Here is a 25721-nt window from a genome sequence, read left to right on the forward strand (position 1 = left end):
ACCACCCCTCTCGCCATGCCCATCGACAGCAGCCATACCCTCGGCACCTTCCTGCGCGACCGCCGCGCCCGCCTGGACCCTGCCACGTTCGGCTTCGGCGCCGGCCGCCGGCGCACTCCCGGTCTGCGCCGTGAGGAAGTCGCCCAGCGCTCTAACATCAGCCCCACCTGGTACACATGGCTCGAACAGGGCCGTGGTGGTGCGCCGTCGGCCGACGTGCTCAACCGGCTCGCCTCGGGATTGATGCTCACCGAGCCCGAACGCGAGCACATGTTCATCCTGGCGCTGGGCCACCCGCCCGAGCCGCGCTACAGGGAACCCGAGGGCATTAGCCCCAGGCTGCAACGCGTACTCGATGCCATGCCGACCAGCCCGGCCATGCTGCGCACGGCCACCTGGGAAGTGGTGGCCTGGAACCGCGCGGCGGCAACCGTTCTTACGGATTACTCCACCCTGCCCCGCGATGGCCGGAACATCCTCCGCCTGATGTTCTCGAACGAGCGCGTACGCGCCGCCCAGGACGATTGGCTGCGTGTGGCCCAGTACGTGGTCGCTACCTTCCGTGCCGACGCGGCGCGTGCCGGCGCCACCGCCGAGATCACCCAGCTGGTGGAAGAACTCTCGCGCACCAGCCCCGAATTCGAGGCGCTGTGGCGCAGCACCGACATCGCCAGCCACGGCGATGGCACCAAGCGCCTGCACCATCCGGTGCTCGGCGCGATCGAGCTGGAGTTTTCCACGTTCGCGGTGGAGGGGCGTCCGGACCTGACCATGATGGTCTACAACCCGAGCACCCCGGAGACAATGGAAGCCGTGCGTCGGCTGGTCGAAGGCACGTAAGCGGTTCGCCGCTTAGTCCTCGAGGGTGAATCCCACCTTCAGCGTCACCTGCCAGTGCGCCACCTTGCCGTCTTCGACATAGCCGCGGGTCTCAATCACCTTGAACCAGCGGATATCGCGGATGGTTTTCGAGGCGCGCTCGATCGCGCAGCGCACGGCGGCGTCCGTACCGTCGGGGGAGGAACCGGTGAGCTCGACGGTCTTGTACACGTGGTCGGTCATGGCACGGCCTCGAGAGGAAGGGTTCCACCACGATGGCCCACGACGCGTTGTCTCAACGTGAGGCGAGCCGGCAGGAAACCGTTACGACACTTTCGGCATAAGGGCTGGCAGAACTTGCCGGACCGGTCCATGCTCGGCGCTGTTCGACGGGGGCGACACTGATGGGTGAGGGGCAACTCCAGGGCCGGGCCGGCACGGCGCCGCTTGGCCAGAGCGACACGCAATTCCGCCTGTTGGTGGAAGGCGTAGCCGACTACGCCATTTACATGATCAGCCCCGAAGGTTTCGTCGCCAGCTGGAACTCCGGCGCCCAACGGATCAAGGGCTATACGCCTGCGGAAATCATCGGCCAGCACTACCGCCGTTTCTATACCGATGCCGACCAGGCCACGCAGGAACCCGAGCACAACCTGCAACGGGCTGCGACGGAAGGACGGGTGGAAGCCGAGGGTTGGCGCGTCCGCAAGGATGGCAGCCAGTTCTGGGCGCATGTGGTGATCGACCGGATCCTCGATGATCGCGGCGCGATCCTCGGGTTTGCGAAGGTCACCCGCGATGTCACTGAGCAGCGCATGGCCGCGCAACAGCTGGAGGAGGCGCGCGAGGCCCTGTTCCAGTCGCAGAAGATGGAAGCGATCGGCCAGCTTACCGGTGGTATGGCGCACGATTTCAACAACCTGCTCATGGCGATCCAGGGTTCGCTCGATTTGCTCAGCCGCCAGTTGCCGCAGGATGAGCGCACGCAGAACTTGCTGGGTGCCGCCCAGGCCGGCGTGATCCGCGGCAAGAACCTTTCCCAGCGCATGCTCGCCTTCGCCCGCAAGCAGGAGCTGAAACCCCAGCCGGTCGATCTTGTCGATCTGGTTTACGGGATGTCCGAACTGATCGATGGCGCACTCGGCTCGCGGTTCCAGTTGGCCACGCGCTTCGCGTTCCGGCTGGACCGGGTCGTGGTCGATCCGCACCAGCTCGAGCTCGCCCTGCTCAACCTCGTGGTGAATGCGCGCGATGCCTATGGCGAAGCAGGCGGCCGCATCTCGATCGAAGCCGATATGACCGAGGCGCCGCATGGCGACGTGCCCGGTCTACCCGATGGCCGTTACGTGCGGCTTGCCGTGATCGACCATGGCCCCGGCATGGATGAGCGCACGCTTGCGCGCGCCGCCGAACCGTTCTTCACCACCAAGGGCGTGGGCAAGGGCACGGGACTTGGGCTCTCGATGGTGCATGGCCTTGCCGCGCAATCGCGCGGGCGCCTGGTACTGCGCAGCCAGCCTGCCGTCGGCACGCGCGCGGACATCTGGCTGCCGACACTCACCCAGGGCGGCACCGTACCAAAGCCCCTGCCCTTGATCGCAACGGCACCTATCGTGGCCCCTGCGGGCGCACTCCGCGTCCTCGCGGTGGATGACGACGTGCTGGTGCTATCGACACTGAAAGCCCTGCTCGAAGACATGGGCCATGTCGTCACGGCCGCTTCTTCAGGCGAGCGCGCGGTTGAGCTGATGCGCGGCAGTGAACGCTTCGACCTGTTGCTCACCGACTACGCCATGCCCGGCCTGACCGGCGCGGACGTAGCGCTCGCCGCCCGCGCAGCCCGCCCGGGCCTGCCCATCGTGCTTACGACGGGCTATGCCGAGCGCGCCGTCGAGGATCTCCCGGGCATGATGCGCCTGGGCAAGCCGTTTGATCGCGAGAACCTCGCCCGCGCGATCGACCGGGCCACGGCGAAGTAGCCCGATACGAGGGGCCTCTTGTCCCGCGATACGGACGTCGGTGCGCGCCTTCGTTGTAGCCATGTATGGGTTTTCTGGCGTTCCGGCGCATACTAGATCCGCGAAAAATCCATACATCGACAGCAAGGCGACGCGGGCAATGTCCATGCAAGACGACGAATGGCGGGAGGCGCTGGCGGAATCAGGCCCGCGTTACCTGCAGATCGTGCGGTTCATGGAGAAGGCCATCGCCGATGGCAGGCTTCGTTCCGGTGACCGCTTGCCGCCACAGCGCGATCTGGCCCGCACGCTCGGGATGGACCTCACCACCGTGACCCGTGCTTACGCGGAAGCCCGCGATCGCAACCTGCTACACGCACGCGGAGCGCTCGGGTCGTTTGTTTCCGCGCCACGCTTCGATACGGCCCAGCTTCTCGACCTCGGCATGAACCTGCCGCCACCGCCGCTGGGCGTCGACCTGGGCGACCTGCTCCGTCGTGGTTTCGACCAGGTGCTGACCCATGTCGAGACGCATGCGTTGATGAGCTATCACTCCGGTGGCGGCACCCAAGCCGGTCGCCAGGCCGGCGCCGCGTGGCTGGCCCGGCCGCTGGGCAAGGTGGATCCCGAGCGGATCGTCATTTCACCGGGGGCCCAGATCGCGCTTTCCGCGTTGCTGCTGGCCCTGACGGTGCCGGGTGAGGCGATCGCCTGCGAACCGATGCTTTATCCCGGCTTACTCAGCGCGGCGACGCAACTGGGGCGCCGCGTGGTGCCGCTCGCAGCGGATAACGACGGCATGCTCCCCGACGCGCTCGAGGAGGCCGCGAGGGACGGCGTGCGCGTGGCCTACCTCAACCCCACGCTACGCAACCCCACCGCAAACACCATGAGTGCCGCACGCCGCGACGCACTCGCCGCCATCGCACAAACGCACGCGTTGACGATCATCGAAGATGATCCGTATTGGGCTCTGGCAACGCAGGCGCCTGCTCCGTTGGCCGCACGCGCGCCAGAGCGCACGTACTACGTTTCCACGCTTTCTAAGGCGCTCACTCCTGGCTTGCGCACGGCCTACGTGGTCGCACCTGATCGCGAAGCGCGTGCGCGTTTCATCACAAGCCTGCGCTCGATCGCCCTCATGTCCACGCCGGTGATGACCTCGCTCGCCACGCAATGGATCCACGATGGCACGGCCGCGCGGGTCGTGGAGGGCGTACGTGAGGAAGCCGCCGAACGCCGCCGCCTCGCGGTGCATACGCTGCGCCTCGATCCCACCACGCCGGTCGAAGGCATTCACCTGTGGCTACCCTTGCCACCGCGCTGGACCGCGCAAGCACTCACCATGGCAGCACGCATGGAAGGCCTGGCCGTCACACCATCGTCTGCCTTCTCAGCCACGCCGCCTGCCGTCGAGGCCATCCGCATCTCGCTAGGCGGCGTACGCGAACGCGCCCGCCTGAAATACAGCCTGGAACGCCTGGCAACACTGCTGTCAGACACCGGCACAAACGACGACGTCCTCGTATAACAGCACCCCCATGTAGGAGCGCGCTTGGGCGCGACATCTTTTCGCGACCCGCCGCATGGTCTGTGGCTCTTTCTACAAGAGCAGGTCTTACGGTGTCAGAACGATCTTTCCCACGCTTTCGTTACTCTCCATCCGCTCATGCGCTTCCGCCGCCTTCTCAAGCGGAAACACGCTATCCACGACCGCGCGCAATTCGCCGTTCGAAAAGTGGTCGAGCCACGTATCGCGGAAGCGCTTCGTCATCGCCTGCTTTTCCGCCTGCGGCCGCGATTTCATCACGGTGCCGAAGATATGCAGGTGGCGATACAACAGACGCTGCAGATCGATCTCCGGCGGCGTGCTGCCACCGAGCAAGCCGACCTGCACCAGCCTTCCGCCGAAATCGAGCGACGCCAGGTTACGGTTGAAGTACGGCGCGCCAATGAAATCGATAATGAGGTCGACGCCGTTGCCGTCCGTCGCTTCCTTGATCGCTTCCGCGAAATCGGTGGTCGTGTAGTCGATGCCGACATCCGCGCCCAGCTCGCGCACGCGGTCCAGCTTCGCTGATTTCGCGGTGGCGAATACTTTTGCACCGCAGGCTTTGGCGAGCTGCACGGCCGCCGAGCCCACGCCACTCGCCGCGGCATGGATCAACACGCTCTCCCCGGCCACCAGCCGGCCAAGATGGACGAGCGCTTCGTGGGCCGTGACGAAGACCTCGGGAATCGCGGCGGCCTGAACGTAGTCGATGCCGCCGGGGATCGCCAGCGCCATGCGGTAATCGATCCGGGCGAACTCGGCATAGGCGCCACCGCCCACGATACCCATGACGCGGTCGCCCAGCCGCCACTGGCGCACCTCGCTGCCCATACCGACGACCTCGCCGGCGATTTCCAGGCCCATGAGGGTGGAATCACCAAAGTCCGAGCGCCCGTAGTGGCCCTCGCGGTGGAGCACATCGGCCCGGTTCACCCCGGCCGCGCGAACACGCACCAGCAGATCGTGCGGCCGGACGGCCGGTTCGGGGAGGTCGGCCAGTTGCAGGACCGAAGCTGCGCCAAATTCGCTGAATTCGATGGCTCGCATGGGTATCGCCGTAGCAGGGTAAGCGCCTAGCTTGCGCCCTTTCCTGCATGCGTGTCGTCATGTTCGACGCGGTCGAACGTTCCCACCGCCAGCATGGAACGACAATCCCCGGGCGGCGGCGCATCGTATCTCCATCAACCATCCCACCGGAGATCCACCATGTCCCGTCTTGCCAACAAAGTTGCCCTTGTCACCGGCGCCAGTTCGGGCATCGGCCGCACCACCGCCAAACTCTTTGCCGCCGAAGGCGCCCGCGTCGTCGTCGGCGCACGCCGCGAAGCCGAGCTGAAGTCACTCGTGGCAGAGATCGAGGCCGCTGGCGGCCAGGCCGTCGCGCTACCCGGCGATGTGCGCGACGAAAGCTACGCCAAAGCGCTGGTCGAGCTTGCCGTTAAGACCTACGGCCGCCTCGATATCGCCTTCAACAATGCCGGCACGCTTGGCCAGACCGGCCCGACTACCGAGGTCACGGAAGAAGGCTGGAACCAGGCCATCGATATCAACCTCACCGGCTCGTTCCTCGGCGCCAAGCACCAGGTAGCGCAGATGCTGAAGAACGGCGGCGGCTCGATCATCTTCACCTCCACCTTCGTCGGCTACTCGTTCGCCTTCCCGGGCACCGCCGCCTACGCCGCCAGCAAGGCGGGTGTGGTGGGCCTTACCCAGGCGCTTGCGACCGAATACGGCCCGCAGAACATCCGCGTGAACGCCGTGCTCCCGGGTGCCGTCGAGACGGACATGTATCTGGAAATGAACAACACCCCGGAGTCGCAGGAATACATCTCGAAGCTGCACGCCCTGCGCCGCGTGGCCTCGCCGGAGGAGTTGGCCAAGGCCGTGCTGTTCTTCGCTTCCGATGACTCGTCGTTCGTGACCGGCACCGCCTCACTCATCGATGGTGGCGCGTCGATCAGCCGTAGCTGACATGCGTTCAGGTGGGCGCGCTACAATGCGCCCACCTTTCTTCCTGCACAGGCAAGCGTCCGATGCGCCAGTAATGCCGCCGTCCTGCTGACGGCCCGCTCTCCTCCCGCCCCGTTTTTATTGCGGGGAGTGTATGGCATGCCTGGTGAACTCGATGACCTCCTCACTCCTGACGCTGGAAGGCGTCTCGTTTGTCCTGCCCGATGGCAGGGTGCTCTTCCACGATCTCTTCGAAACCTTCGATACGCGGCCTGCCGGCTTGGTGGGCGGCAATGGCGTGGGCAAATCCGTGCTGGGGCAGATTTGCGCTGGTCTGCTGTCGCCTTCCACTGGCCGGTGTCAGCGCGCCGTCGATGTGCATTACCTCGCGCAGCAAGCTGAGGTCGGCGACGGCACGGTTGCCTCGCTGGCCGGTGTCGACCGGGTGCTCGCGGCGCTGGAGCGCATCGAACGCGGTAGCGTCGATGTGGCCGACTTCGACGTCGTTGGCACGCAATGGGACATGCGCGAGCGTTTCCGTGATGCGCTGGCCGATGCGGGCCTTGGGCGATTCACTGCGCATACGCGGTCTTCGGAACTGAGTGGTGGCGAGGCCATGCGGGCCGCCTTGCTTGGTGCACGCCTTGCCAACGCGGGCTATCTCATCCTCGACGAGCCAACCAATCATCTCGACAGCACGCACCGTGCCGAACTCATGGCATGGCTAGCGGACTGGCGAGGCGGTCTTCTTGTCATCAGCCACGACCGCGCTTTGCTCGATAGCATGTCGCGCATCGTGGAGCTGGACGCCGAGGGACTGCATGCCTACGGCGGTGGCTATAGCTTCTATGCGGCGCAGAAAGCGCAGGAACGCGAAGCGGCTCTCCGCGAGCTTGCCAGCGCGAAGGCAGAACGACGTCGCGGCGAGCGAGCCCTTCGCGAACAAGCTGATCGGGTAGCGCAGCGATCGGCACGCGGTGAGCGTGCAGGGAAGACCGCCAACCAAGCGCCGATTCTACTGGGGCGGCGGAAGGAGAAGAGCGAAGGCACTGCCGCGCGGTTGCGCGAGCAGCAGCTGGTGCATCGCGAGCAACTTAACGAGCGTGCGCGGGTGGCGTCGGCTCGTGTTGGCCGCGACCAGAGCGTGGTGCTGCGAGCGCCCGTTGCCGCAACAAGCCCGGGACGGGTGGCGCGACTGAACGCCGTCACGCTCCCGTGGGTACCCGAACACCTCCGTCAGATCGACCTCACCATCAGTGGCGCACAACGCATCGGCATCATGGGACCGAACGGCAGCGGAAAGTCGACGCTACTGAAGGTTCTTGCGGGCGAGGTACAACCCGCGGCGGGCAGTGCGGAGGTATTCGTCCCTTTCGCCTGGCTCGATCAGCGGCTGATCCAACTCGATCCCATGCGCTCGATCGTTCAGCAACTCCGTGAGACAGCGCCCGAAGTCGACGAGGGCGAGGTTCGCTCGCGGCTTGCATTGCTCGGGTTTGATGCACGCTTGAGCACTGCGGCGACCGATACGCTGAGCGGAGGCGAACGCTTAAGGGCAGCGTTGGCGCTTGCCGTACTCTCCACGCCTCCCAGTCGCTTACTGCTGCTCGACGAGCCGACGAATCATCTGGACCTCGCATCGGTGGCCGCCGTTGAGGAGATGCTCCAGGAATACGATGGATGTCTCATGGTGGTGTCACACGACACCGCGTTCCTGGACAAGATCCGGCTGACGCACCGCCTATCCGCAGGGAAAGCAGGATGGGAATCTGACACGTGGTAGGTGAAACCCTACGCGACGAGTCGACAAAACGTCATTGCGCGGCGCCCATGCAGACGGCACAATGGTTTCACTACTCACCCCTTGTGCGCGCAGTATTGCGAAGGTGCTTGGGGCAAAACACCGGCTTCGGCCGGTGTTTTCTTTTCAAGGAATGAAAGATGCGCACGGTCGGGTATGTGGATGGACACAACCTGTATTTCAGCTGCCTGAAGGGCACGGGCTACAAGTGGCTCGACCTGGAGGCCCTGGTGACGCGAATCTTGCTTAGCGAGGCGCCTGGATCCCAGCTAGTGGGCATCAAGTACTTCACGTCGCCGATCAAAGGCGGTTTCTCAAGTCGAGGGCAGGCGTCGACAGACGCACAGTCAGAGTACCTTCGTGCACTGCGCACCAACCCAAAGATCTTCATCACGGAAGGTCGCTTTTCAATCGATGGCGCGTACGCGCTACGGCATCAGGTGCCACCAGACCGGGACGACAAGGTGAGAGTCTGGCGCATCGAAGAAAAAGAGACAGACGTATCGATCGCACTGGCGATGTATCACGACGCTAGATGTGGCCTGATCGACCAGGCCGTTCTCATATCGAACGACAGCGACATGGTTCCCGCCTTGAAGCGCATGCGCGAAGAGACCGCTGTGAAGATCGGCGTAGTTCTTCCACTGAGAATTGACGGAAGATCACAATCTAACGGGCGCCGCCCTAGTGCTGGCCTTGCTTCGCAAGCGGACTGGATCCGGTCCCATGTGCACTCCTGGGAACTTTCTGCCTCACAGCTCCCGCGTTGTGTAATCACCAAACGGAAGGTCGCCAGGAGACCGCCTCACTGGTGACCGCCCGGGAACTTCTAATGATTCGCCTACACGGTGTGAGCCTACTCCTACACAGACGATCGGCCTTCCTCCATTGCCATAGGCGTGGGGTAGCTGCAGAGTGTCTTCACTACTCTCCCTCTGTGCGCGCAGCATTGCGAAGGTGCTTAGGGCTCAAAACACCGGCTTCGGCCGGTGTTTTCTTTTCAGTCGTCCCAAACCGGCGCCAGCCCTTCCGGATTCACCTCACGACCATTCCGCTCAAGCATGCCGATGGCGGCCATGTCTTCGTGGGAGAGCTCGAGATCCTGCGCCAACAGGTTGCTCGCGAGGTTCTCACGGCGGGTGGACGACGGAATCACCGCGTACCCAAGCTGCATGGCCCAGGCCAGCGCTACCTGTGCCACAGTGGCTTCGTACTTCTGCGCGATACGTGCCAGCACTGGATCGGACAGCACCTTGCCGTAGCCGAGGGTCATGTACGAGGTGACCGGGATGCCTCGTGAGGCCAGGAAGGCCACCAGCTTGTGGTTCTGCAGGTACGGGCTCAGTTCGATCTGGTTGGTCGCCAGTTCCCCCTCGCCCACCACGCCGATGGCGCGTCGCGTCTGTTCGATGTTGAAGTTGCTGATGCCGATGGCACGGGTGAGCCCGCGGGCCTTCGCATCCGCGAGTGCTTCGACGGTTTTCTCCAGCGGCACGGCATGGCCAGGCGCCGGCCAATGGATCAGGGTGAGGTCGACGCGGTCGGTGCGCAGCTTGGCGAGGCTTTCTTCCAGGCTGGCGGCGAGCTGGTCCGGAGCGTAATGGTCCGTCCAGATCTTGGTGGTGAGGTACAGCGAATCGCGTGAGACGCCCGAATGGGCGATGGCATGGCCGATCTCGGCCTCATTGCCGTAGATCTGCGCGGTGTCGATGGCGCGGTAGCCGAGCTCCAGGCCCATGCTGACGCTATCGATGACAGCCTGGCCGGTCAGGCGGAAGGTACCGAGGCCGAAGCGGGGAAGTGACATGACGCGAGTTCCTCAAGGAGTGCGGATGGCGCCATTGTCCGGGGCTTACTTTTGCCAAAAAAGCCGCGTATAAGCGAATCACACTTTCCGTGAACGCAACGATGAACATCACGCTCGACGAGATCCAGAACTTCATCGCCGTGATCGATACCGGCTCGATCACCAGCGCCGCTCAGCAGCTCGACCAGACCGTCTCCGCGGCGAGCCGCACGCTGGGCCGTCTTGAGCAGAAGCTGCAGACCACGCTTATCCGCCGTACCACGCGGCGTATCGAGCTGACTGACGAAGGTGAAGCCTTCCTCGAACGCGCACGCGACATCGTCGCTGCGGTAGAAGGCGCGGAAGAAGCCATGGCCACCCGGCGTGCACGCCCGGCGGGCCGGCTGCGCATCGATGCGGCGACGCCGTTCATGCTGCATGTCGTCGCGCCACTGGTCGGCGGCTATCGCGAACGCTTCCCCGATGTGGAACTGGAGCTTCACACCAGCGAGGGCTACATCGATCTGCTCGAACGGCGCACCGATGTGGCGCTGCGCATCGGCCGCCTGAAAGATTCGACGCTGCATGCCAAACCCATCGGCAGCAGCCGTATCCGCTTGTTTGCGAGCCCGGCGTACCTGGAGAAGCACGGCGTACCACGCAAAGCAGACGATCTGGCAAAACACACCCTGCTTGGTTTCACCGAGCCCGATTCACTCAATGAATGGCCGATCCTCGACGCGAAGCGCCAGCCCGTGCACATCAGGCCTACGATCGCGTCGTCCAGCGGCGAAACGTTGCGCCACCTGGCTCTCGCGGGCAACGGCATCGCGTGCCTCTCCGATTTCATGACGTGGCAGGATCGCCACGCAGGGACGCTCGTCGAAGTGTTGCCGAAACAGAACATCGAACATCGCCAGCCGATCAATGCGGTGTACTACCGCAACACCGCTATTTCCGCGCGCATCGCATCGTTCGTGAATTACCTTGCGGAAGCCATAGGCGAAAACGGCTTCGATCGCTGAACAAACGATTGATAAGTCCCGAAGCGTGACCGTGGTCGCACTTCAAAGCGCATAAATGTCCCGCATGCGTCACGTTACGCAGCAAGAATGTTGTGGCTCGCGAACAGGGGACTTCGTTTCCATTTGGGGATAAAAACCATGTTCAAACGCCATGCGCGCGCTTTCTGCGCCGTTGTAGTCTTTGTGCTCGCCGGTGCGGCACACGCTTCGGATACCTCGTGCCCGCAGTTGTTCCAGGGCTCGCAAGCACCGGATCTCGTTGATTCATCGCTTGCCGAACGCACCACCACGCTTTGCTTCGATGCGTATTCACTGATCGCATCGGGCGTCACCAAGGGCCCGCTGTGGTCCGCGGAACATCTCACCGCGCAACAGATCGACGATGCGTCGAATACGCCGCGCAAAGATGCATTCCACGCGGAAACCGGCATTCCTGAGGAAGACCGCTCCGAACTCGCCGACTACAAAGGCAGTGGTTACGACCGTGGCCACATGACGCCGAGCGGCGATGAGCCCAATGCCACCGCGCAGCGCGAGAGCTTCTCGCTGGCGAACATGGTGCCGCAGAACCACACGCTGAACACCGGCAAGTGGGAGCGGATCGAGACCAGCCTGCGCAACATGGTGTCGGAGGATGGCGAGATCTACGTCGTGACGGGTCCGGGCTTCGATGGCGCGACACCGGATACGATCGGCAGCGATGCCGTCGTGGTCCCGAATTACACGTGGAAGGCGATCTACGACCCGGCCCAGGGCGGTGCGGCTGCGTGGCGTTGCACGAACGTGGATACGCCGGTGTGCACGGTGGTGTCGATTGACAGCATCAGTGACGAGACTGGGATTGATCCGTTCCCGGCCTTGAGTAGCAGCATTAAGGCGAAGGCGATTTCGCTGCCGCTGCCGAATTGAAGGGGTGAGGGGGTCGCGCGCAAGCGCGCTCCTACAGGAGCGTGCTTGCGTGCTGATTAGGGGGCGTGGTCGGGCGGGTTGGAATCGATGACCTGGAGCTTGGGGCCCGTGGTCGAGGGCAGGATGCGCTCGTCGGTGGCGAGCAGCACATCGCCAGGCTTGAGTTCGGGGAGGATCTTTTCCATGAACTCGCGCGGGGCGGCGACGCGATCGGCGAGTGCTTCGTCGACGACCTTTCCGGCTTCCTCACCATGGCCCGGAATGCCGATGGTGATCCAGTTCGGCATGCGCAGGCCTTCGCGCGTGGGTGAGTTGGCCATGTAGCCGGCGGCGACGATGTACGCGTGAGTGCCGACGAGCGGGTTAGCGACCTCAACCTTCGCACGGCCGATCTCGATGCCATTGCGGAGCACGATGACGCGTTGGTCGGGCACGCTGAGCACCATGGAGATCGGACCCGTGGGCGAAGCGTCCGGGTTCCAGCTGTACATGTCACCGTTCATCAACGGCGCCACAGCGAGATCCTTGCCGTTGCGCGGATCGATCGGGATTACCGCACTCGGGTGCACCACGGTGACCGGCGCCGTGCCTTCTTCGGCCACCACGACCGTCATGCCCATGTTGGTCGCGGCGAACAGCAGCTTCGCGAACTCGGTAGGCATGTGCACGCAGCCGTGCGATTCCGGGTAACCCGGCAGGCCGCCCGCATGCAGGGCGACACCATCCCACGTGAGGCGCTGCTGATAAGGCATGGGCGCCGCGTTGTAGACGTTGGACTTATGGTCCTTGTCCTTCTGCAGGATGGTGAAGACGCCTGTCGGTGTCTCGTGGCCCTTCTTGCCGGTGCTCACCGTAGTGACGCCGACGAGGATGCCGTTGCGGTACGCGTACGCGCGCTGCTCGGTCAGGCTGACGACGACCGCCATCGGGCCAGGAGCCATCGGCGCGCCGCCCCAGATCCACTCGCCGGCTTTCAGCGTCGAGGGCGGCGTATCCGCGGGGCTCGACTGTTTCGCACCCCAAGTGGGCACGGCGGCGCTGACGGGGGCGGCGAGGGCCAGGAACAAGGCCACGCTGGCGAGCAGGCGGGTCATTCGGTAACTCCCTGAGGGCTTTGGGCGTCGAGGGTACTGCCTTCACCCGGTACGCCGCCCTCATCCAAAGGTAGGGTCGGGCGGTGACCGGCTTCACCCGTGAGGATACTCAGCATGGCGGAGCGTGCGCCCGGCGTGCGTGCCAGCGGGCCGAAAACGGCATCGCGCGCCCAGCCCAGGGGTGTATAGCCTGACTGGAATATCGGCGTGAGCCAGCGGCTCATGCGTTGGTAGATGCGTACATGCGCGTGGCGTTGCTTGCGGTAAGCCGCCAGTGCCGCCGCGAGATCGGCGTGCGCGGCGAGGGCATCGGCAAGCGCGGCGGCGTCGAGCAGCGCCATGTTCACGCCCTGGCCCAGCTGCGGGCTCATGGCGTGCGCGGCATCGCCGATGACGACGAGGCGTTCATGGTGCGGGGCCTTCAGCACGACGTCGCGGTAGCGGGCGCGATTGAGTTGGTCAGCGTGTTCAAGATGCGCAAGATGGGGCGATATCTCGGGCCAGATGCCATGCACCGCGGCTTTCATCGCCGCGACGCCTGCATCGTCGAACGCATCGACCTGATCGCCCGGCAGGCTCCAGTAGAAGGTGATCCAGCGGCCTTCATGGCCGGGGCGCGTGCCCACGGGGAGCATGCCGATCATGGCGCGCGTGCCGGCATAACGTTGCAGCAGCGTCGTGGGCGCGTGCCAATCGTCGACGCGCAGGAGACACCACACCGCACCCCACGTGTAGAGCTTCTCCCGGCGCACGTTGCCGGTGCACTGCGGGCGCACGGCGGAATGCGCGCCATCGGCGGCGATTACCAGATCGAAGGGGCCGTGGAAGCCGCCCGCGTCATCGAGCAGTTCGTGGGTATGGTCGTCGTACTGGGTGATGCGCACGCCTGTACGCACCCTCGTTGCATCCGCATGCGCACCGCGCAGCATCTCGAATAGCGCGCCGCGGGTCATGCCAAGGCCAAAGCAGCCTTCACGGCGATCCGCGTAGCGCATATCCATCACTGCGCGGCCGCGCGGGGTGTGGCCCTTCAGCTCGTCGATGCGCTGGCCCAACGCCAGGGCCTTATCGGCCAGACCCATGCGGCCGAGCACCGCCAACCCCGTGGGCTGGAGCAGGAACCCTGCCCCTACCGGCCCAAGCGACGGGCTCTTCTCGAAAACGGTAACCTGATGGCCTTGGGCGGAGAGCAGGATCGCACTGGCCTGCCCCGCTGTTCCGTAGCCCACGATAGCGATTTTCATGGCACCTCCCTGTTCGTGCCGAGCATAGCAAGGCGCATTGTCGAAAACGCCCCGGCCCGTTCGACGAGGTAGAGAACCCCCGTCCAAAGCGAGGATCCGCCCGTGACGCTGAAGCTTTACGCCCACCCGTTCTCGTCGTACTGCCAGAAGGCCCTGATCGCCCTGTACGAAAACGGCACGCCGTTCGAGTGGAAGATGCTTTCGCACGACAAGCCGGAGATTTACGCGGAGTTCGCCGAACTTTGGCCGCTCCGTCGCTTCCCGGTACTGGTGGATGGGAAGCGGGTGGTGACGGAGGCCAGCACCATCATCGAGCACCTGCAGCTGTACCACCCAGGGCCCGTGCGGCTCCTGCCCGAAGACCGTAAAGCGGCCCTCGAGGTGCGCAACCTCGATCGCTTTTTCGATAACTACATCTCCACGCCACTGCAGGCGATCGTCGCTGATGCCCTGCGCCCCTCGCACCAGCGCGACCCGTACGGGGTCGCCCAGTACCGCAGCCAGCTCGATACGGCCTACGGCTGGCTCGATCCGTACCTGGCAGGCCGCACCTGGGCGGTGGGCGAGCACTTCACCCTGGCTGATGGCAGCGCGGCACCCTCGCTGTTCTACGCCGACTGGACGCACCCGATCGATGCGCGCTTCGCGCATATCCACGCTTACCGCCGCAGGCTGTTGGAAAGGCCTTCGTTCGCACGGGCCGTCGACGAAGCCCGCCCCTACCGCGCGCTCTTCCCCCTCGGCGCGCCCGATCGCGATTGAACAGGAGACACGCCATGAGTGCCCAACCGCTGGTTCCCGCCGCCGAACTCGCCGCGCGTAGCCCCACGCGCATGCCGAACGAGAGCGCCGCCTACCGCGCCGCGCGAACGGCCCTGCTCGCCCAGGAAATCGAATTGCGCCGGCAGATCGAGCGCGTCGCTGAACTGCGCCGCGCGCTGCCGCCCGGTGGCGAAGTGACCGGTGATTACCAGTTCATCGGTGCCGACGGCCCGGTCGATTTAAAGGGCCTGTTCGGGGACAAGCAGACCCTGGTGACGTATAGCTGGATGTACGGTCCGGAACGCGAGAATCCGTGTCCCATGTGCACCTCGCTGCTGTCCTCCTGGGATGGCGAGGCCCGCGATATCGAACAGAACGTGGCGCTGGTGGTGATCTCTCGCTCACCGGTGCAACGCATGCAAGAGTTCGCACGCAAGCGCGGTTGGCAGCACCTGCGCTTCTTCACCGATGCCAACGGCAACTTCAGCCGTGACTACCAGGCGCTCGTCGACGGCAACGATATCCCTGCCTTCAACGTGTTCACCCGGCGCGATGGCACGCTGCGCCACTTCTGGGCGGGCGAAATGGGCTTCGAGACGATGGATCCGGGCCAGGACCCGCGCGGCGCCCCGGACCTGATGCCGCTATGGACGGTGCTGGATTGCACGCCCGAGGGGCGCAAGCCGGACTGGTATCCGAAGCTGGAGTACTGAGGTCGAGCCAGCTCTTGTAGGAGCGCGCTTGCGCGCGATCCCAGGTCGCCGCGAGCACCCATCGCGCGCAAGCGCGCTCCTACAACAGCCGGGCTTGACCTGGGCGGAGACTTGCGGTTAGATAATTAGCAACTTTGCTAAATAGCGAATTACGCATGGCCATCGACCAGGTTTTCGAAGCCCTTGCCTCCCGGCCGCGCCGGGAGATCCTGGCTTACCTGTCCGCCACCGAGATGACCGCCGGCGAGATCGCCAGCCGCTTCGACATGAGCGCGCCCTCCATTTCGCGGCACCTCTCGGTGCTCGAGGCGGCCGGCCTGGTCAGCAGCGAGAAGCGTGGCCAGTTCGTGGTCTACCAGCTCAACCGGGATAGCCTGGTGAATACGCTCACGGGTTTTGCCTTCGAGATCTGCCCGGTCGGCAAGCCGCTCAAGCGTGAATCGCGCCGCCTGGCCGCCAAGAAAACCACCGGCTGATCCGCGCCGGCGCCATCGGGAAAGGGGAGTTTCCATGTCGTACCGTTCGCAAGCCACCGCATCGTTTCCTTCCGCCACCATCGTGCCCGCCGCCGGCGGGTTGCCCGTGGAGGTGAATCTCATCGCCCAGATCGGGCATGGCGCTGGCAGCCAACTGGTGGCCTCGGCCGGAGCCCGGCAACGCGCGCATGCGTCGTTCATCGACGAGCTGGATGAGCCGTCGGCCCGCCTTGGCGGCACGCACTTCGAACACGGCGATGCGACGTCGCTCTACACCTTTGCCGTCGGCGCCAAGGGCCACCCTTTCCACCGGCACGCCGGCCACCGGGTGTTCACGGCGGTGTCGGGTAGCGGCGGCGCCTTGCTGCGTTTCAGCACGGCCACCAGCACTGAACTGGCGGATGATCCGGCGAACTTCGCCCGCGCCCTGCGCCATATCACCATCCCGCCGGACTGCCTGTTCACAGTTCGCTTTGGCGGTGGTACATGGCACCAGTTCCTTCCCTTGCAGACGCGCGGTTCGCATCCGGCTTTCTTCGCCCTCTCCTGCCACACCAACGAGCTCGGCGGCGAACTGGAACCCGACCTGCGCGAACGCGTACTCGCCGGCGAGGCCAGCATCCCCGCGCTGACCGAGGTGCTGCCGGATGCCGTGCAGGCGTGGCTCGCCCGTACGCCCGTCGATCAGCTGCATGTGCCCACGATGGCCCTGGCGCTGGAAGCGGCGCCGGACTCGCTCCAGGTGCGGTTTTGCGGCTTTGCTCGCCGCATGCTCGGTGCCTTGCGCGCACGGTTGGCATCGCTGCGCCATGCCGGCGGCTTTCTTTCCGCGACGATCGGGTGGCATACGGTGGTGGAACTGGGTGAGCCCGAGCAGGACTCGCTGCTGCGCGGTGAATTGAACGAAGGCTTCCACCACGAAGATACGTTCAGGCTGCCTGTCGCGGGCGCCCTGCCCCATGCGGCACGCGCGGAGCACTTGCTGGCATCCCTGCTCGACGGCTTCATCAAGGACCCGCCGCGCGGCGTCACCCGGCTGATGGCGCTGCGGAACACGGTGGTCAAACCGCTCGGCCTGCGCACCTCGACATTGGGATGTCCGGTGTCGTCGTTACTAGGGCCGGTGGATCAGCATGTCTTCGCGGGTCGCTTCCCGGTGCATACGCAGCGCATCGCGGCGGATGGCTCGTTCGCCCAGGTCATCCTTGGCGCGAACGATCGCCACCTGCGGTTCCGCTCTTGCATCGCCGTGCGCGTCACCCACGGCCGGGTCGATGTGACCATGGGCACGCGGGTGCGCTGCCACAACCTGTTCGGCCGCGTATACATCCGCGCCATCCGTGGCGTGCACCGGCACTACGTCAGCCCCACGATGCTCCGCCGCGCCGTGGGCCATGCGTTCCCGACCATGACCCTGGACGCCGCCGCATCGCCTGTTGGAGGGCGATTGCGGGCGATGGGTGCGACCTCACCGGAACAGGGCCTGTTGCGGTGAGGCGAAAGATGTCGCGCGCAAGCGCGCTCCTACAAGAGCTTAGGCGGCTTCGAGGGTGAAGTAGGCCACTTCGCGACGGAGGCTTTCGGCGCTTTCGCGCATGGCGCGACTGGCGGAGGCGGCTTGTTCGACGAGGGCCGCGTTTTCGCGGGTGGTTTCGTCGATCACCACGATGGCGCCATTCACTCGTTCGATGCCGCTGGTCTGGCCTTGCGTGGCAGCCATCACGTCGGCGACGAGGTTTGACAGCGCACCGACCCGCTCACCGATACCAGCGAGCACGGCGCTCGCACGATCCACCGAAGTCACGCCGGCCTGCACGGCTTCATCGCTTGCCGTGATCAGCGTGCGGATATCTTTCGCCGCCCCTGCGCAGCGCTGGGCCAGCTCACGCACTTCGTAGGCGACCACGGCGAAGCCGCGGCCATGCTCGCCCGCGCGCGCGGCTTCCACCGCGGCGTTGAGCGCCAGCAGGTTGGTCTGGAACGCCACCTGGTCGACCAGATCCAGCACTTCGCCCATACGCTCGCTGCTCTGCTGGATGGCGCGCATGTTCTCGATGGCATCGGTCGCCACGCGGTGGCCCTCGTCGGTCATGCTGCGCGTCTCGACGACAGCGCGGTTCGCGGCTGTCGCGTGGCCAAGGCCGCCGCGCACCGCATCGGCCATGTCGCGCATGGACGAAGAGGTGTGCTCCAGGTGTTCCGCCTGCGTGCGCGTGCGATCGTTCAGCGCATCGTTGCCCTGGGCGATGCCGGTGGCGACGTGCGCGACGTGGTCGGCACGATCGCGCACCTGCACCACCACATTGCCAAGCTGCGCATCCATCGCGGCCAGCGACGCGAGCACCTGGCCGATTTCGTCGTCGCGACCGACGTCGATCTTCGCACCAAGCGTGCCGCTCGCGATCGCGGAGGCGACTTCGCGTGCCTGGCGAAGGCGCCGCTGCAGCGAACGGATGATGGCGATATCCATGACGCTGGCGATCAGCAAAGCGATCGCGAGAAGCACCGCAGAGAACACCGCACCGTGGCTCACTGCCGACTGCTGCGCTTCCGCCTCGGCCTTGCCGCCGGCAAGCGCGAGCTGGAACAGATTGGAGAAATCGCTCTTCAGCGGGCCAACGGCCGACTGCACGTCATTGGAGAGCTGCAGCGGCGCAATGTCGTATTGCTCGGCTTTAAGCAGCTCGATCACCGCATCGACCGCGTCGTCGGCAGCCTTACGATGTTCGGCAGCCAGCGCCACGAGTTTCTTCTGCTGTTGCCCGAGGCCGCTGGCTTCGAGCTCCTTCCACTGCTTATCGATATCGTGGCGGTTGGCACCGATCGCGGTGACCGCATCGTCAGTCGCCGATGGCAGGCGCGCCAGCGTCGCGTGAACGAGCGCGTCGAGCAGGTCGTTGTAGTCGTTCTGGATGCGGCCGACGTTGGCGACCGGCGCCAGCGTCTCGCCGACAACGGACTGCAGGCGGCTATTGGCCTGGCGTAGCTGGACACCGCCGACGATCCAGAGGGCGAGGAGCAACAGGATGGTGCCAGCCAGCCGCAGGGCCAGCCGCGCACGCAGGGTGAGCGTGGGGAGGTGGTTCAGGGGGAAGCGCATGGGGGGATCGCTCGGGGGTGGGGGACAGCACACCCATCGGCCACGCGCCGCGCAACTTTAGCCCTATTTTTCCAGATTACTCTTTTATTTCAATGGCTTGAATATGGCGTGACGCGAGCACGCTTTCGTCGTTCTGCCACGTCACGACATGCATGCCGAGCCCGTCGCTTTTCGCGAGTCGCTTGGCCGAGGCGGCGAGGCTCGCCACGGATTCCGCATCTGCGGGAAAACTCTCGGCGTACCACGCCACACCGACGGCCACGGTCGTGATCGGGAAGAAGCGACGATGGCCATGGCGGTCGTCGCTTTCGATGCCACCGCGCTCGCGGTCGGCGTCGTCGAACAGGTTGCCGGACATCGCATTGAACCGCCGGCGCATATCGTCGCAACGCGTGGCCCAGTCACCGCCCTGGAACACCACCATGAAATCGTCGCCGCCGATGTGGCCGACGAAATCCGCGTCGTGGCGCAGGTCTCCCGTAAGCACGCTCGCGAGCAGGCGGATCATCTCGTCGCCGCGGAAGTAGCCGTACTGGTCGTTGAAGGGCTTGAAGTTGTCGAGGTCGAAATAGGCCGCCGCGAACGGGCGGCCTGCCGCGAGCAGGCGCTCGATGTGTTCAGTGACGGGCAGGTTGCCGGGCAGGAAGGTCAAGGGATTCGCGTAGCGCGCGGCTTCCACGCGAATCTCCGTCACCCGCCGCACCAATGCTTCGCCGGTGCCGAGGCCAAGGTAATGGCCGGCCGAGGTGATGATGAAGCCATCGCTGAGGTAGCGCTGGTCTTCGCCGCGAAGAATGTCCGCCATGCTTTGCAGCGGCATCTCTTCATCGCATAGCAACGGCTCGGCGTGCATGAAGCTGGTGCAGGGCTTGCGGCCAAACAGCTCGCGCGCAAAGGGCTGCGCCATGCGTTCGGTGAAGGTACGCCGGTTGATGATGCCGACGGGCACGCCGGCGTCCACGACGGCCACGGCGTGCAGTCGCGGATGGGTAGCGAAGATATCCGCCACTTCATCATTGCTTTCACGCGGTGCCACGGCAGGCGCATCGATCAGCATGTGGCCCGCCGTCAGCGGACGTGCCGAAACAGGACCACTGGGGCGCGGGGGCACCGGTACATGCGCGCGCCTCAACGCGGCAGCCACGTGCTCCGGGATCGTCGCGGCAGGCTCGGCGGAAGGCCGGGCCACGAGAAAGCCTTGTGCGTAGGGGATGCCGAGCTCGCGCAGCATGTGCAGGTCGGCTTCGTCTTCCACGCCTTCGCCGACGAGGTCTGCGCCGAGCGTTTCCGCGACCGAACACAGTGCACGCACGATCGCCAGGCGTTCCGCGCTGTGGGCGAGTCCATTAATGAGGTAGCGATCGATCTTCACGACCTCCGGGTGGACCTCGTTCCACATTTCGAAATTCGAATGACCGTTGCCGAAGTCATCGAGTGCCACGCGCACACCGCGCGCGCGGAGAAAGCCGAGCGCATGCGCAAGCCGCGCGGCGTTCTCCACGATGTCGCGTTCGGTCAGCTCGATCGTGACACGGCCCAGGTCGAGGCCGGGCACGGAGAGCGCCGCGATCACATCTTCAGCCGCAACGCCTTCGTTCATCACTGCCTGGGCGCTGAGGTTGACCAGTAACCGGCCTTCGAGCCCCAGCTCCACGAAGCGTTCGGCGACGCGCCGTGCCGCGGTCAGTTCGAATTCGCCAAGGCGCCCACGGGTACGGGCGAGGTCGAGCAGGTCGGTGGGGGTGAGGTCGAGCTGCGGCAGGTTGCAGCGTATCAGGCCCTCGTAAGCCACCAGATCCCCATCGGCGAGCCGGATCACCGGCTGGAAGACAGCCGAGAGCGCGTCCCCGGAGAGGACCTGCTCGATCGGCGACGGCTCGCGGCCGCTGGGGTACTGGCTGGTGGGCATGGCAAGGATGGCGGGTTGGCTGCAGGGATATCGGCAGCCTGTCATCCTTACTTTAATAAACCCTTCGAAATCAATTATTTCTGGTCTGTGACAACGGCGCGTTCCGCGAGCTCGACGGCGAGCGGATCCAGGTTCCATGCATCGATGCCAAAGCCCCCCTCGCGCACGTGGAGGGGCGTGTAGCCGCAGTTACCGTGGCGGTACACGGCATAGTCGCTGTGGTCGTCGCGCAGCGTAGCGAGCATCGACGAGATCGACTGGCCATGGGTGATCACGGCCACGCTGCGGTACGGGAGCTTACGGATGTCGTGCAGTGCCGCCAGGACACGCGTGGCGACCTCGCGCAACGATTCCGCACCGGGGGCGGTCGCATCCGGATCGGTGCAACGCACGACGGCGGTCCATACCGGATCGAGCGCCATGGCCTCGAAGCGCTTGCCCTCGAGTTCGCCGAAGGCGCGCTCCACGAGGCGTTCATCGACCGATACCGCACAACCGGTGATCTCAGAGACGATTTCAGCGGTGTGCAGGGCGCGCCCCAGTGTGGAAGACACGATGTGCTCGATGCCCCGCGCCGCGAGGGCGCGTCCCAGTGCCTGTGCCTGCCCGATTCCGGCCTCGGTGAGCGGGCTATCGCCCCTGCCCTGCGCGCGGCGTTCGATATTCCAGACGGTTTCGCCGTGGCGGCAGACGATCAGGTGTTCGAGCATCGTGGGGCCTTTGCTACGCGTGGGGAACACGCAGTTTAACGGTCAGCGCAACTGGCTGTCCTTGCTGCCGCGCCGGTTATAGCCACTGAACGCGGCCGCATCGCGGTCGGCCGCTTCCTGGCACGCCACGCACAACCGCACACCCGGCACGGCCTTGCGGCGTGCCTCGGGGATGGGTTTGTCGCATTCCTCGCAGCGTTCCAGCCCCGGGCCCTTGGCAAGGTGGCTGCGCACGCGCTTCACCGCGTCATCGACGGTGGCGTCGATCTGATCCTGAACGGCGGTGTCACCCGCCCAACCGGTAGCCATGACCACACCTCCCGGACGCGGCTGTTGTAGGAGCGCGCTTGCGCGCGATAAACGTTACATGCGGACATAAACCTATTTTTCAATAGGTTAGGCTCGGGGCTCGTCGTACAGGCCGAATTCGGTGATGCCGGGCTGGCGGCCCTGCACCCATAGGCGGACGCGGGTGGCGGTGGTGCGCGGGATCTCGTGGAACTGGTACGCCGCGGGTGTGCTACCGCTGGCGATGTCGACCCACTGGCCGCCCTGCTCCACCTGGGCTTTGTAGGCGGTGATACGGCTGGCTTCGCCGTAATCCTTGTCGCTGCGCGGCTCTACTACCGAGAGCGTGTTGAACTCGGTGGGTTTCTCGAAGCGCACTTCGATCCAGCCTTCGCTCTTGCCGCGATCGGCGAGCCAGTAGGTGCGGAAGTTATCGTCGAAGGCGAGATCGGGGCCTACCGCTTCGTCGCTTGCGCTGGCCCAGGCCGGCTTGCCTGAAGCGAGGTTCGGCGTCGTGATGGTCACCTGGCGTTCGATGCGGGCAACGGCGCCTTCCGGCTTCCATAGCTTGCCGATCTCGGCAAGGCGCGCCACAGCGTTGTCATCGAAGCGGCCATCACGGTTGGGGGCGACGTTGAGGATGAGGTTGCAATGGTTGTCGTTGAACGGCTTCAGCCAGTCGTCGACGATGGTCTTTGCCGGAGCGAGTTCGGACGTCGGGTACGAGGCTTTCCAGAACCAGTCACTCTGCAACGTGGTGCCCGATTGCGACGGCACCGGGCTATCCGGTGGAATCTTCTGCCCCGCGTGCTGCTCGTACTGTTTGATGTCGGTGTAGTAGAGCGCGGTGCCGGGGTAGCTGCCCGCGTTGTGATCGGTGAGCAGGCAATCAGGCTGCAGTGACTTCACCAGATCGTAGATCTCGCGATACGGCAGTTGCTCGTAGGAGATGCGCGACCACGAGGCGTTCCAGCCATCGAGGATCAACGCGGTGAGCGGGCCGTAGTTCGTTAGCAACTCGGTGATCTGCGCCTTGATCAGGGCGATCTTTTCCTGCGTGACGGTACGGGCGCGGATATCCTGGCGCAGGTCGAGGATCGAAAAGTACAGGCACACTTTCAGGCCGGCCTTGCGGAACGCATCGACGTAAGCGCGCACGACATCGTGCGGATACGACGACTGCATGACGTTCGCACTACCCGTCTTCGTCGGCCACAGGCAAAAGCCATCGTGGTGCTTCGTGGTGAGGCAGGCGTAACCCATGCCCGCGGATTTCGCCGCCTTCGCCCACTGTGCGGGATCAAGGTGCTTCGGATTAAAGAGCTTGGGCGAGAGAAGGGGGTCACCCCATTCGCGTTCCTCGAACGTGGCCATGTTCAAGTGGATGAACATACCGAAGCGCAGCTCAAGGAAGGCTTGCTGCAGGTCGCGCAACTTCGCAGGATCCACCGCGATGCCGCGCATTGTCTTCGGTGCCTGCGCGAACACCTGCTTCGCTGGCCACAAACCGCTTCCCACTGCGCTGGCGGCGAACGCCAGCGTCTTCGCGAAATCACGTCGGTTCAACACCCTCTCCCCGCGATGGCATGACGACCGACTTTCACTGTTGTAGACGATCGTGTCAACGCGCGGCGCGTGTCGTGCAGCACACTTGTAGGAGCGCGCTTGCGCACGATGCTCCTGGGCGAAGAGCTCGGGGGCCTCAGCCTTGGGGCGAAAGATGTCGCGCGCAAGCGCGCTCCTACAGGGGTGTCGTTAGTGTGGCGAAGTGGTGGGGGGAGGCGTCTTTGAAGTGGTCGACCAGCAGGTTCACGAAGGCGGAGACTTTGGGCGCGACGTGGCGTTGCGGTGGGTAGAGCGCCCACACTTCCGTCGTGCCGCCTTCGAGCAGGCCCCAGCTCACGAGCTTGCCGCTGGCGAGTTCGCCAGCCACCAGCGACGCTGGCAGCATGGCGGCGCCGATGCCTTCGAAGACCGCGTCGTGCACCATGGCCATCGATGAAAGCCGCAGCACCGTGCGCGGTGCGATGGCGTAGCGCTTCTTGCCGTCGATGATTTGCCAGGTATCGCCGCGCGAGGTCGCGGGCAACACGATCGCGGGGAAGGCCTCGCCATCGCGTGGACGCGGCACTGACGGCACCGCCGCCACGACGTAGCGATCGCGCAGAAAGCAACGGCCAGCGAGTTCCGTGGTGGGCTTGGGATTCGCACGCACGATCAGGTCGAAGCCTTCCGCGAGCGGATCGACGAAGCGATCGTCGGCGACGATCTCGAGGTCCACCGCGGGATACATGGCCGCGTAGCGCGATGCGAGCCGGCCGACGCCGCGTTGAGCGAACAGCACCGGTACGCTGACCCGCAACCGTCCCCGTGGGCCGCCCGCTCCCGCTGCGAGGTCCGCCGCGACGGTCTCGATGTGGCCGAGCACGCCTGCGGTTTCCGCATGCAGCACCGTGCCTTCCTCGGTAAGCCGGAAAGGCCTCGCGCCGCGTTCCACCAGGCGGATCCCCAGGGCATCCTCGAGCTCGCGCACGCGGCGCGAAAGCGTGGCCTTGGGCCGTCCCGTGGCGCGGCTGGCGGCGCCGAAACCGCGGTGGGTGGCCACGGCGTTGAAATCGGCGAGGGCGAGGAGGTCCATGGAGGTCGTCTCGCTGACGGAACGACACGTCCCGATATGACGGCTATCGTACCGTATTCGAGACGCGCAACCTGTGTCCATTCCCAACGCACAGGAGTTAGCACCATGAGCATCCTCGTTACGGGCGCCACCGGCGCCGTCGGTTCCGCCGTCATCGAGCGCCTCGCCGCCGCTGGCGCCGACGTGCGCGCCCTGACCCGCCGTCCGTCCGACTACCAGGGCCCGGCGGGCGTCCGCGCCGTCGGTGGTGAAGCTTCCGATCCCAACGCGCTGCGCGCGGCCCTGCAAGGCATCGACACCGTCTTCCTGCTTAACCCGGTGACGCCCGATGAGCTCAACCAGGGCCTGACCGTCCTCACCCTCGCCCGCGATGCGGGTATCCAGCGCTTCGTATACCTCTCGGTGCTCAACGCCGAGACCTTCACCGATGTGCCGCACTTCACCGTGAAGTACACGATCGAACGCATGATCGAACAGTTCGACCTACCCGCGACGATTCTTCGCCCGTCGTACTTCATGCAAAACGACGCTCCGCTGAAGGACGCCGCCACGCACGGCATTTACCCGATGGCGCTCGGCAAGGCCGGCATCGAGATGATCGACGTTCGTGATATCGCAGATATCGCCGCGGCGGCGCTGCTGCGCCGTGCCCGCGCCACCGGTCCGCTGCCGCGTGAAGTCATCGAGCTCGCTGGGCCGGAGGCATTCACGGGCGAGTCGGCGGCGAAGGTTTGGGCTGACGCGCTTGGTCGCGAGGTGAACTACGTTGGCGAGAATCTCGATGCTGCTGAGGCCGCGATCGCCGAGCGCGCACCCGCCTGGGCCGCTTATGACCTGCGCCTGATGCTCGCGCGCTTCCACCGTGACGGCATGCTGGCCAAGCCTGCGGCGCGCGGCACGTTGCGTACGTTGTTGGGGCGCGAGCCGCGGACGTACCAGGACTTCGTGCGGGAGGTGGTCGCGGCTGGGTGAGCCTGGCTTCGTAAG

Annotated in this window: 24 protein-coding genes; 13 read left to right on the plus strand and 11 right to left on the minus strand. The window is 65.1% G+C overall.

Going from position 1 to position 25721, the window contains the following annotated elements; genetic code table 11:
• The first annotated feature begins 15 nt into the window (after positions 1-15).
• A complete protein-coding gene (locus tag L2Y96_RS22005) occupies positions 16-840 on the plus strand; it encodes a helix-turn-helix transcriptional regulator (protein WP_247330547.1) in 825 nt (274 codons plus the stop codon).
• Between the two features lie 12 nt (positions 841-852).
• Here L2Y96_RS22005 and L2Y96_RS22010 read toward each other — a convergent pair whose 3' ends face one another.
• Positions 853-1062 (minus strand): dodecin, encoded by a 210-nt coding sequence (locus tag L2Y96_RS22010; protein ID WP_247330549.1) that lies wholly within the window; start codon positions 1060-1062, stop codon positions 853-855.
• A gap of 161 nt (positions 1063-1223) precedes the next feature.
• On the opposite strand from L2Y96_RS22010, the gene L2Y96_RS22015 reads away from it, so the two are divergent.
• Both L2Y96_RS22015 and L2Y96_RS22020 read left to right on the plus strand, forming a co-directional pair.
• A complete protein-coding gene (locus L2Y96_RS22015) occupies positions 1224-2798 on the plus strand; it encodes a PAS domain-containing sensor histidine kinase (RefSeq protein WP_247330550.1) in 1575 nt (524 codons plus the stop codon).
• A 139-nt stretch (positions 2799-2937) separates the two neighbouring features.
• Positions 2938-4308 (plus strand): aminotransferase-like domain-containing protein, encoded by a 1371-nt coding sequence (locus L2Y96_RS22020; protein ID WP_247330552.1) that lies wholly within the window; start codon positions 2938-2940, stop codon positions 4306-4308.
• Between the two features lie 87 nt (positions 4309-4395).
• Here the strand turns inward: L2Y96_RS22020 and L2Y96_RS22025 are convergent, their stop codons facing one another.
• Positions 4396-5376, minus strand: coding sequence for an NAD(P)H-quinone oxidoreductase (locus L2Y96_RS22025; protein ID WP_247330554.1), 981 nt, complete (start codon positions 5374-5376; stop codon positions 4396-4398).
• A gap of 159 nt (positions 5377-5535) precedes the next feature.
• On the opposite strand from L2Y96_RS22025, the gene L2Y96_RS22030 reads away from it, so the two are divergent.
• The 3 genes from L2Y96_RS22030 (at position 5536) to L2Y96_RS22040 (ending at position 8895) form a co-directional block, all read left to right on the plus strand.
• Positions 5536-6300, plus strand: coding sequence for an SDR family oxidoreductase (locus L2Y96_RS22030; RefSeq protein WP_247330556.1), 765 nt, complete (start codon positions 5536-5538; stop codon positions 6298-6300).
• Between the two features lie 154 nt (positions 6301-6454).
• Positions 6455-8062 (plus strand): ABC-F family ATP-binding cassette domain-containing protein, encoded by a 1608-nt coding sequence (locus L2Y96_RS22035; protein WP_247337197.1) that lies wholly within the window; start codon positions 6455-6457, stop codon positions 8060-8062.
• Between the two features lie 158 nt (positions 8063-8220).
• A complete protein-coding gene (locus L2Y96_RS22040; RefSeq protein WP_247330557.1) occupies positions 8221-8895 on the plus strand; it encodes an NYN domain-containing protein in 675 nt (224 codons plus the stop codon).
• A 185-nt stretch (positions 8896-9080) separates the two neighbouring features.
• Here L2Y96_RS22040 and dkgB read toward each other — a convergent pair whose 3' ends face one another.
• Positions 9081-9887 (minus strand): 2,5-didehydrogluconate reductase DkgB, encoded by an 807-nt coding sequence (gene dkgB / locus L2Y96_RS22045; RefSeq protein ID WP_247330559.1) that lies wholly within the window; start codon positions 9885-9887, stop codon positions 9081-9083.
• Positions 9888-9988: 101 nt separating this feature from the next.
• On the opposite strand from dkgB, the gene L2Y96_RS22050 reads away from it, so the two are divergent.
• Complete coding sequence (locus tag L2Y96_RS22050; protein WP_247337200.1) at positions 9989-10891, plus strand: LysR family transcriptional regulator; 903 nt, start codon at positions 9989-9991, stop codon at positions 10889-10891.
• A 138-nt stretch (positions 10892-11029) separates the two neighbouring features.
• Positions 11030-11800 carry a DNA/RNA non-specific endonuclease gene (locus L2Y96_RS22055; RefSeq protein ID WP_247330561.1) on the plus strand — a complete coding sequence of 257 codons (771 nt, stop codon included), beginning with the start codon at positions 11030-11032 and terminating at the stop codon, positions 11798-11800.
• Between the two features lie 56 nt (positions 11801-11856).
• Here L2Y96_RS22055 and L2Y96_RS22060 read toward each other — a convergent pair whose 3' ends face one another.
• Positions 11857-12894, minus strand: a complete 1038-nt coding sequence (locus L2Y96_RS22060; protein WP_247330563.1) for a L,D-transpeptidase — start codon at positions 12892-12894, stop codon at positions 11857-11859.
• Positions 12891-14138: an FAD-dependent oxidoreductase gene (locus L2Y96_RS22065; protein WP_247330565.1), complete on the minus strand. Its 1248-nt coding sequence runs from the start codon at positions 14136-14138 to the stop codon at positions 12891-12893. The genes L2Y96_RS22060 and L2Y96_RS22065 overlap by 4 nt, the downstream gene beginning before the upstream one ends.
• A 102-nt stretch (positions 14139-14240) precedes the next feature.
• On the opposite strand from L2Y96_RS22065, the gene L2Y96_RS22070 reads away from it, so the two are divergent.
• From L2Y96_RS22070 to L2Y96_RS22085, 4 genes are all read left to right on the plus strand, one after another.
• Positions 14241-14900 carry a glutathione S-transferase family protein gene (locus L2Y96_RS22070; protein ID WP_247330567.1) on the plus strand — a complete coding sequence of 220 codons (660 nt, stop codon included), beginning with the start codon at positions 14241-14243 and terminating at the stop codon, positions 14898-14900.
• Positions 14901-14914: 14 nt separating this feature from the next.
• Positions 14915-15613, plus strand: coding sequence for a DUF899 family protein (locus L2Y96_RS22075; RefSeq protein WP_247330569.1), 699 nt, complete (start codon positions 14915-14917; stop codon positions 15611-15613).
• Positions 15614-15768: 155 nt separating this feature from the next.
• Entirely contained in the window at positions 15769-16089 is a 321-nt protein-coding gene (locus L2Y96_RS22080; RefSeq protein WP_247330571.1) for a metalloregulator ArsR/SmtB family transcription factor, read from the plus strand.
• Positions 16090-16123: 34 nt separating this feature from the next.
• The gene (locus L2Y96_RS22085) at positions 16124-17584 is read left to right on the plus strand and encodes a DUF2867 domain-containing protein (RefSeq protein WP_247330573.1); all 1461 of its coding nucleotides are present in this window, start codon (positions 16124-16126) and stop codon (positions 17582-17584) included.
• A 39-nt stretch (positions 17585-17623) separates the two neighbouring features.
• Here the strand turns inward: L2Y96_RS22085 and L2Y96_RS22090 are convergent, their stop codons facing one another.
• The 6 genes from L2Y96_RS22090 to L2Y96_RS22115 form a co-directional block, all read right to left on the minus strand.
• Positions 17624-19189 carry a methyl-accepting chemotaxis protein gene (locus L2Y96_RS22090; protein ID WP_247330575.1) on the minus strand — a complete coding sequence of 522 codons (1566 nt, stop codon included), beginning with the start codon at positions 19187-19189 and terminating at the stop codon, positions 17624-17626.
• Positions 19190-19265: 76 nt separating this feature from the next.
• Entirely contained in the window at positions 19266-21098 is a 1833-nt protein-coding gene (locus tag L2Y96_RS22095) for a GGDEF domain-containing protein (protein WP_247330576.1), read from the minus strand.
• A 74-nt stretch (positions 21099-21172) separates the two neighbouring features.
• On the minus strand, positions 21173-21808 hold the full coding sequence (locus L2Y96_RS22100; RefSeq protein WP_247330577.1) for a histidine phosphatase family protein: 636 nt from the start codon (positions 21806-21808) through the stop codon (positions 21173-21175).
• Between the two features lie 42 nt (positions 21809-21850).
• Positions 21851-22117 carry a DksA/TraR family C4-type zinc finger protein gene (locus tag L2Y96_RS22105; protein WP_247330579.1) on the minus strand — a complete coding sequence of 89 codons (267 nt, stop codon included), beginning with the start codon at positions 22115-22117 and terminating at the stop codon, positions 21851-21853.
• Between the two features lie 87 nt (positions 22118-22204).
• Positions 22205-23662: an alpha-L-fucosidase gene (locus tag L2Y96_RS22110; protein WP_247330581.1), complete on the minus strand. Its 1458-nt coding sequence runs from the start codon at positions 23660-23662 to the stop codon at positions 22205-22207.
• A gap of 175 nt (positions 23663-23837) precedes the next feature.
• Positions 23838-24734, minus strand: coding sequence for a LysR family transcriptional regulator (locus L2Y96_RS22115; RefSeq protein WP_247330583.1), 897 nt, complete (start codon positions 24732-24734; stop codon positions 23838-23840).
• A 105-nt stretch (positions 24735-24839) separates the two neighbouring features.
• Between L2Y96_RS22115 and L2Y96_RS22120 the strand changes: the two genes are divergently transcribed.
• Positions 24840-25706: an SDR family oxidoreductase gene (locus L2Y96_RS22120; RefSeq protein WP_247330585.1), complete on the plus strand. Its 867-nt coding sequence runs from the start codon at positions 24840-24842 to the stop codon at positions 25704-25706.
• Positions 25707-25721: the final 15 nt, after the last annotated feature.

The organism is Luteibacter aegosomaticola (genome assembly GCF_023078475.1).
Classification (GTDB): Bacteria; Pseudomonadota; Gammaproteobacteria; order Xanthomonadales; family Rhodanobacteraceae; genus Luteibacter; species Luteibacter aegosomaticola.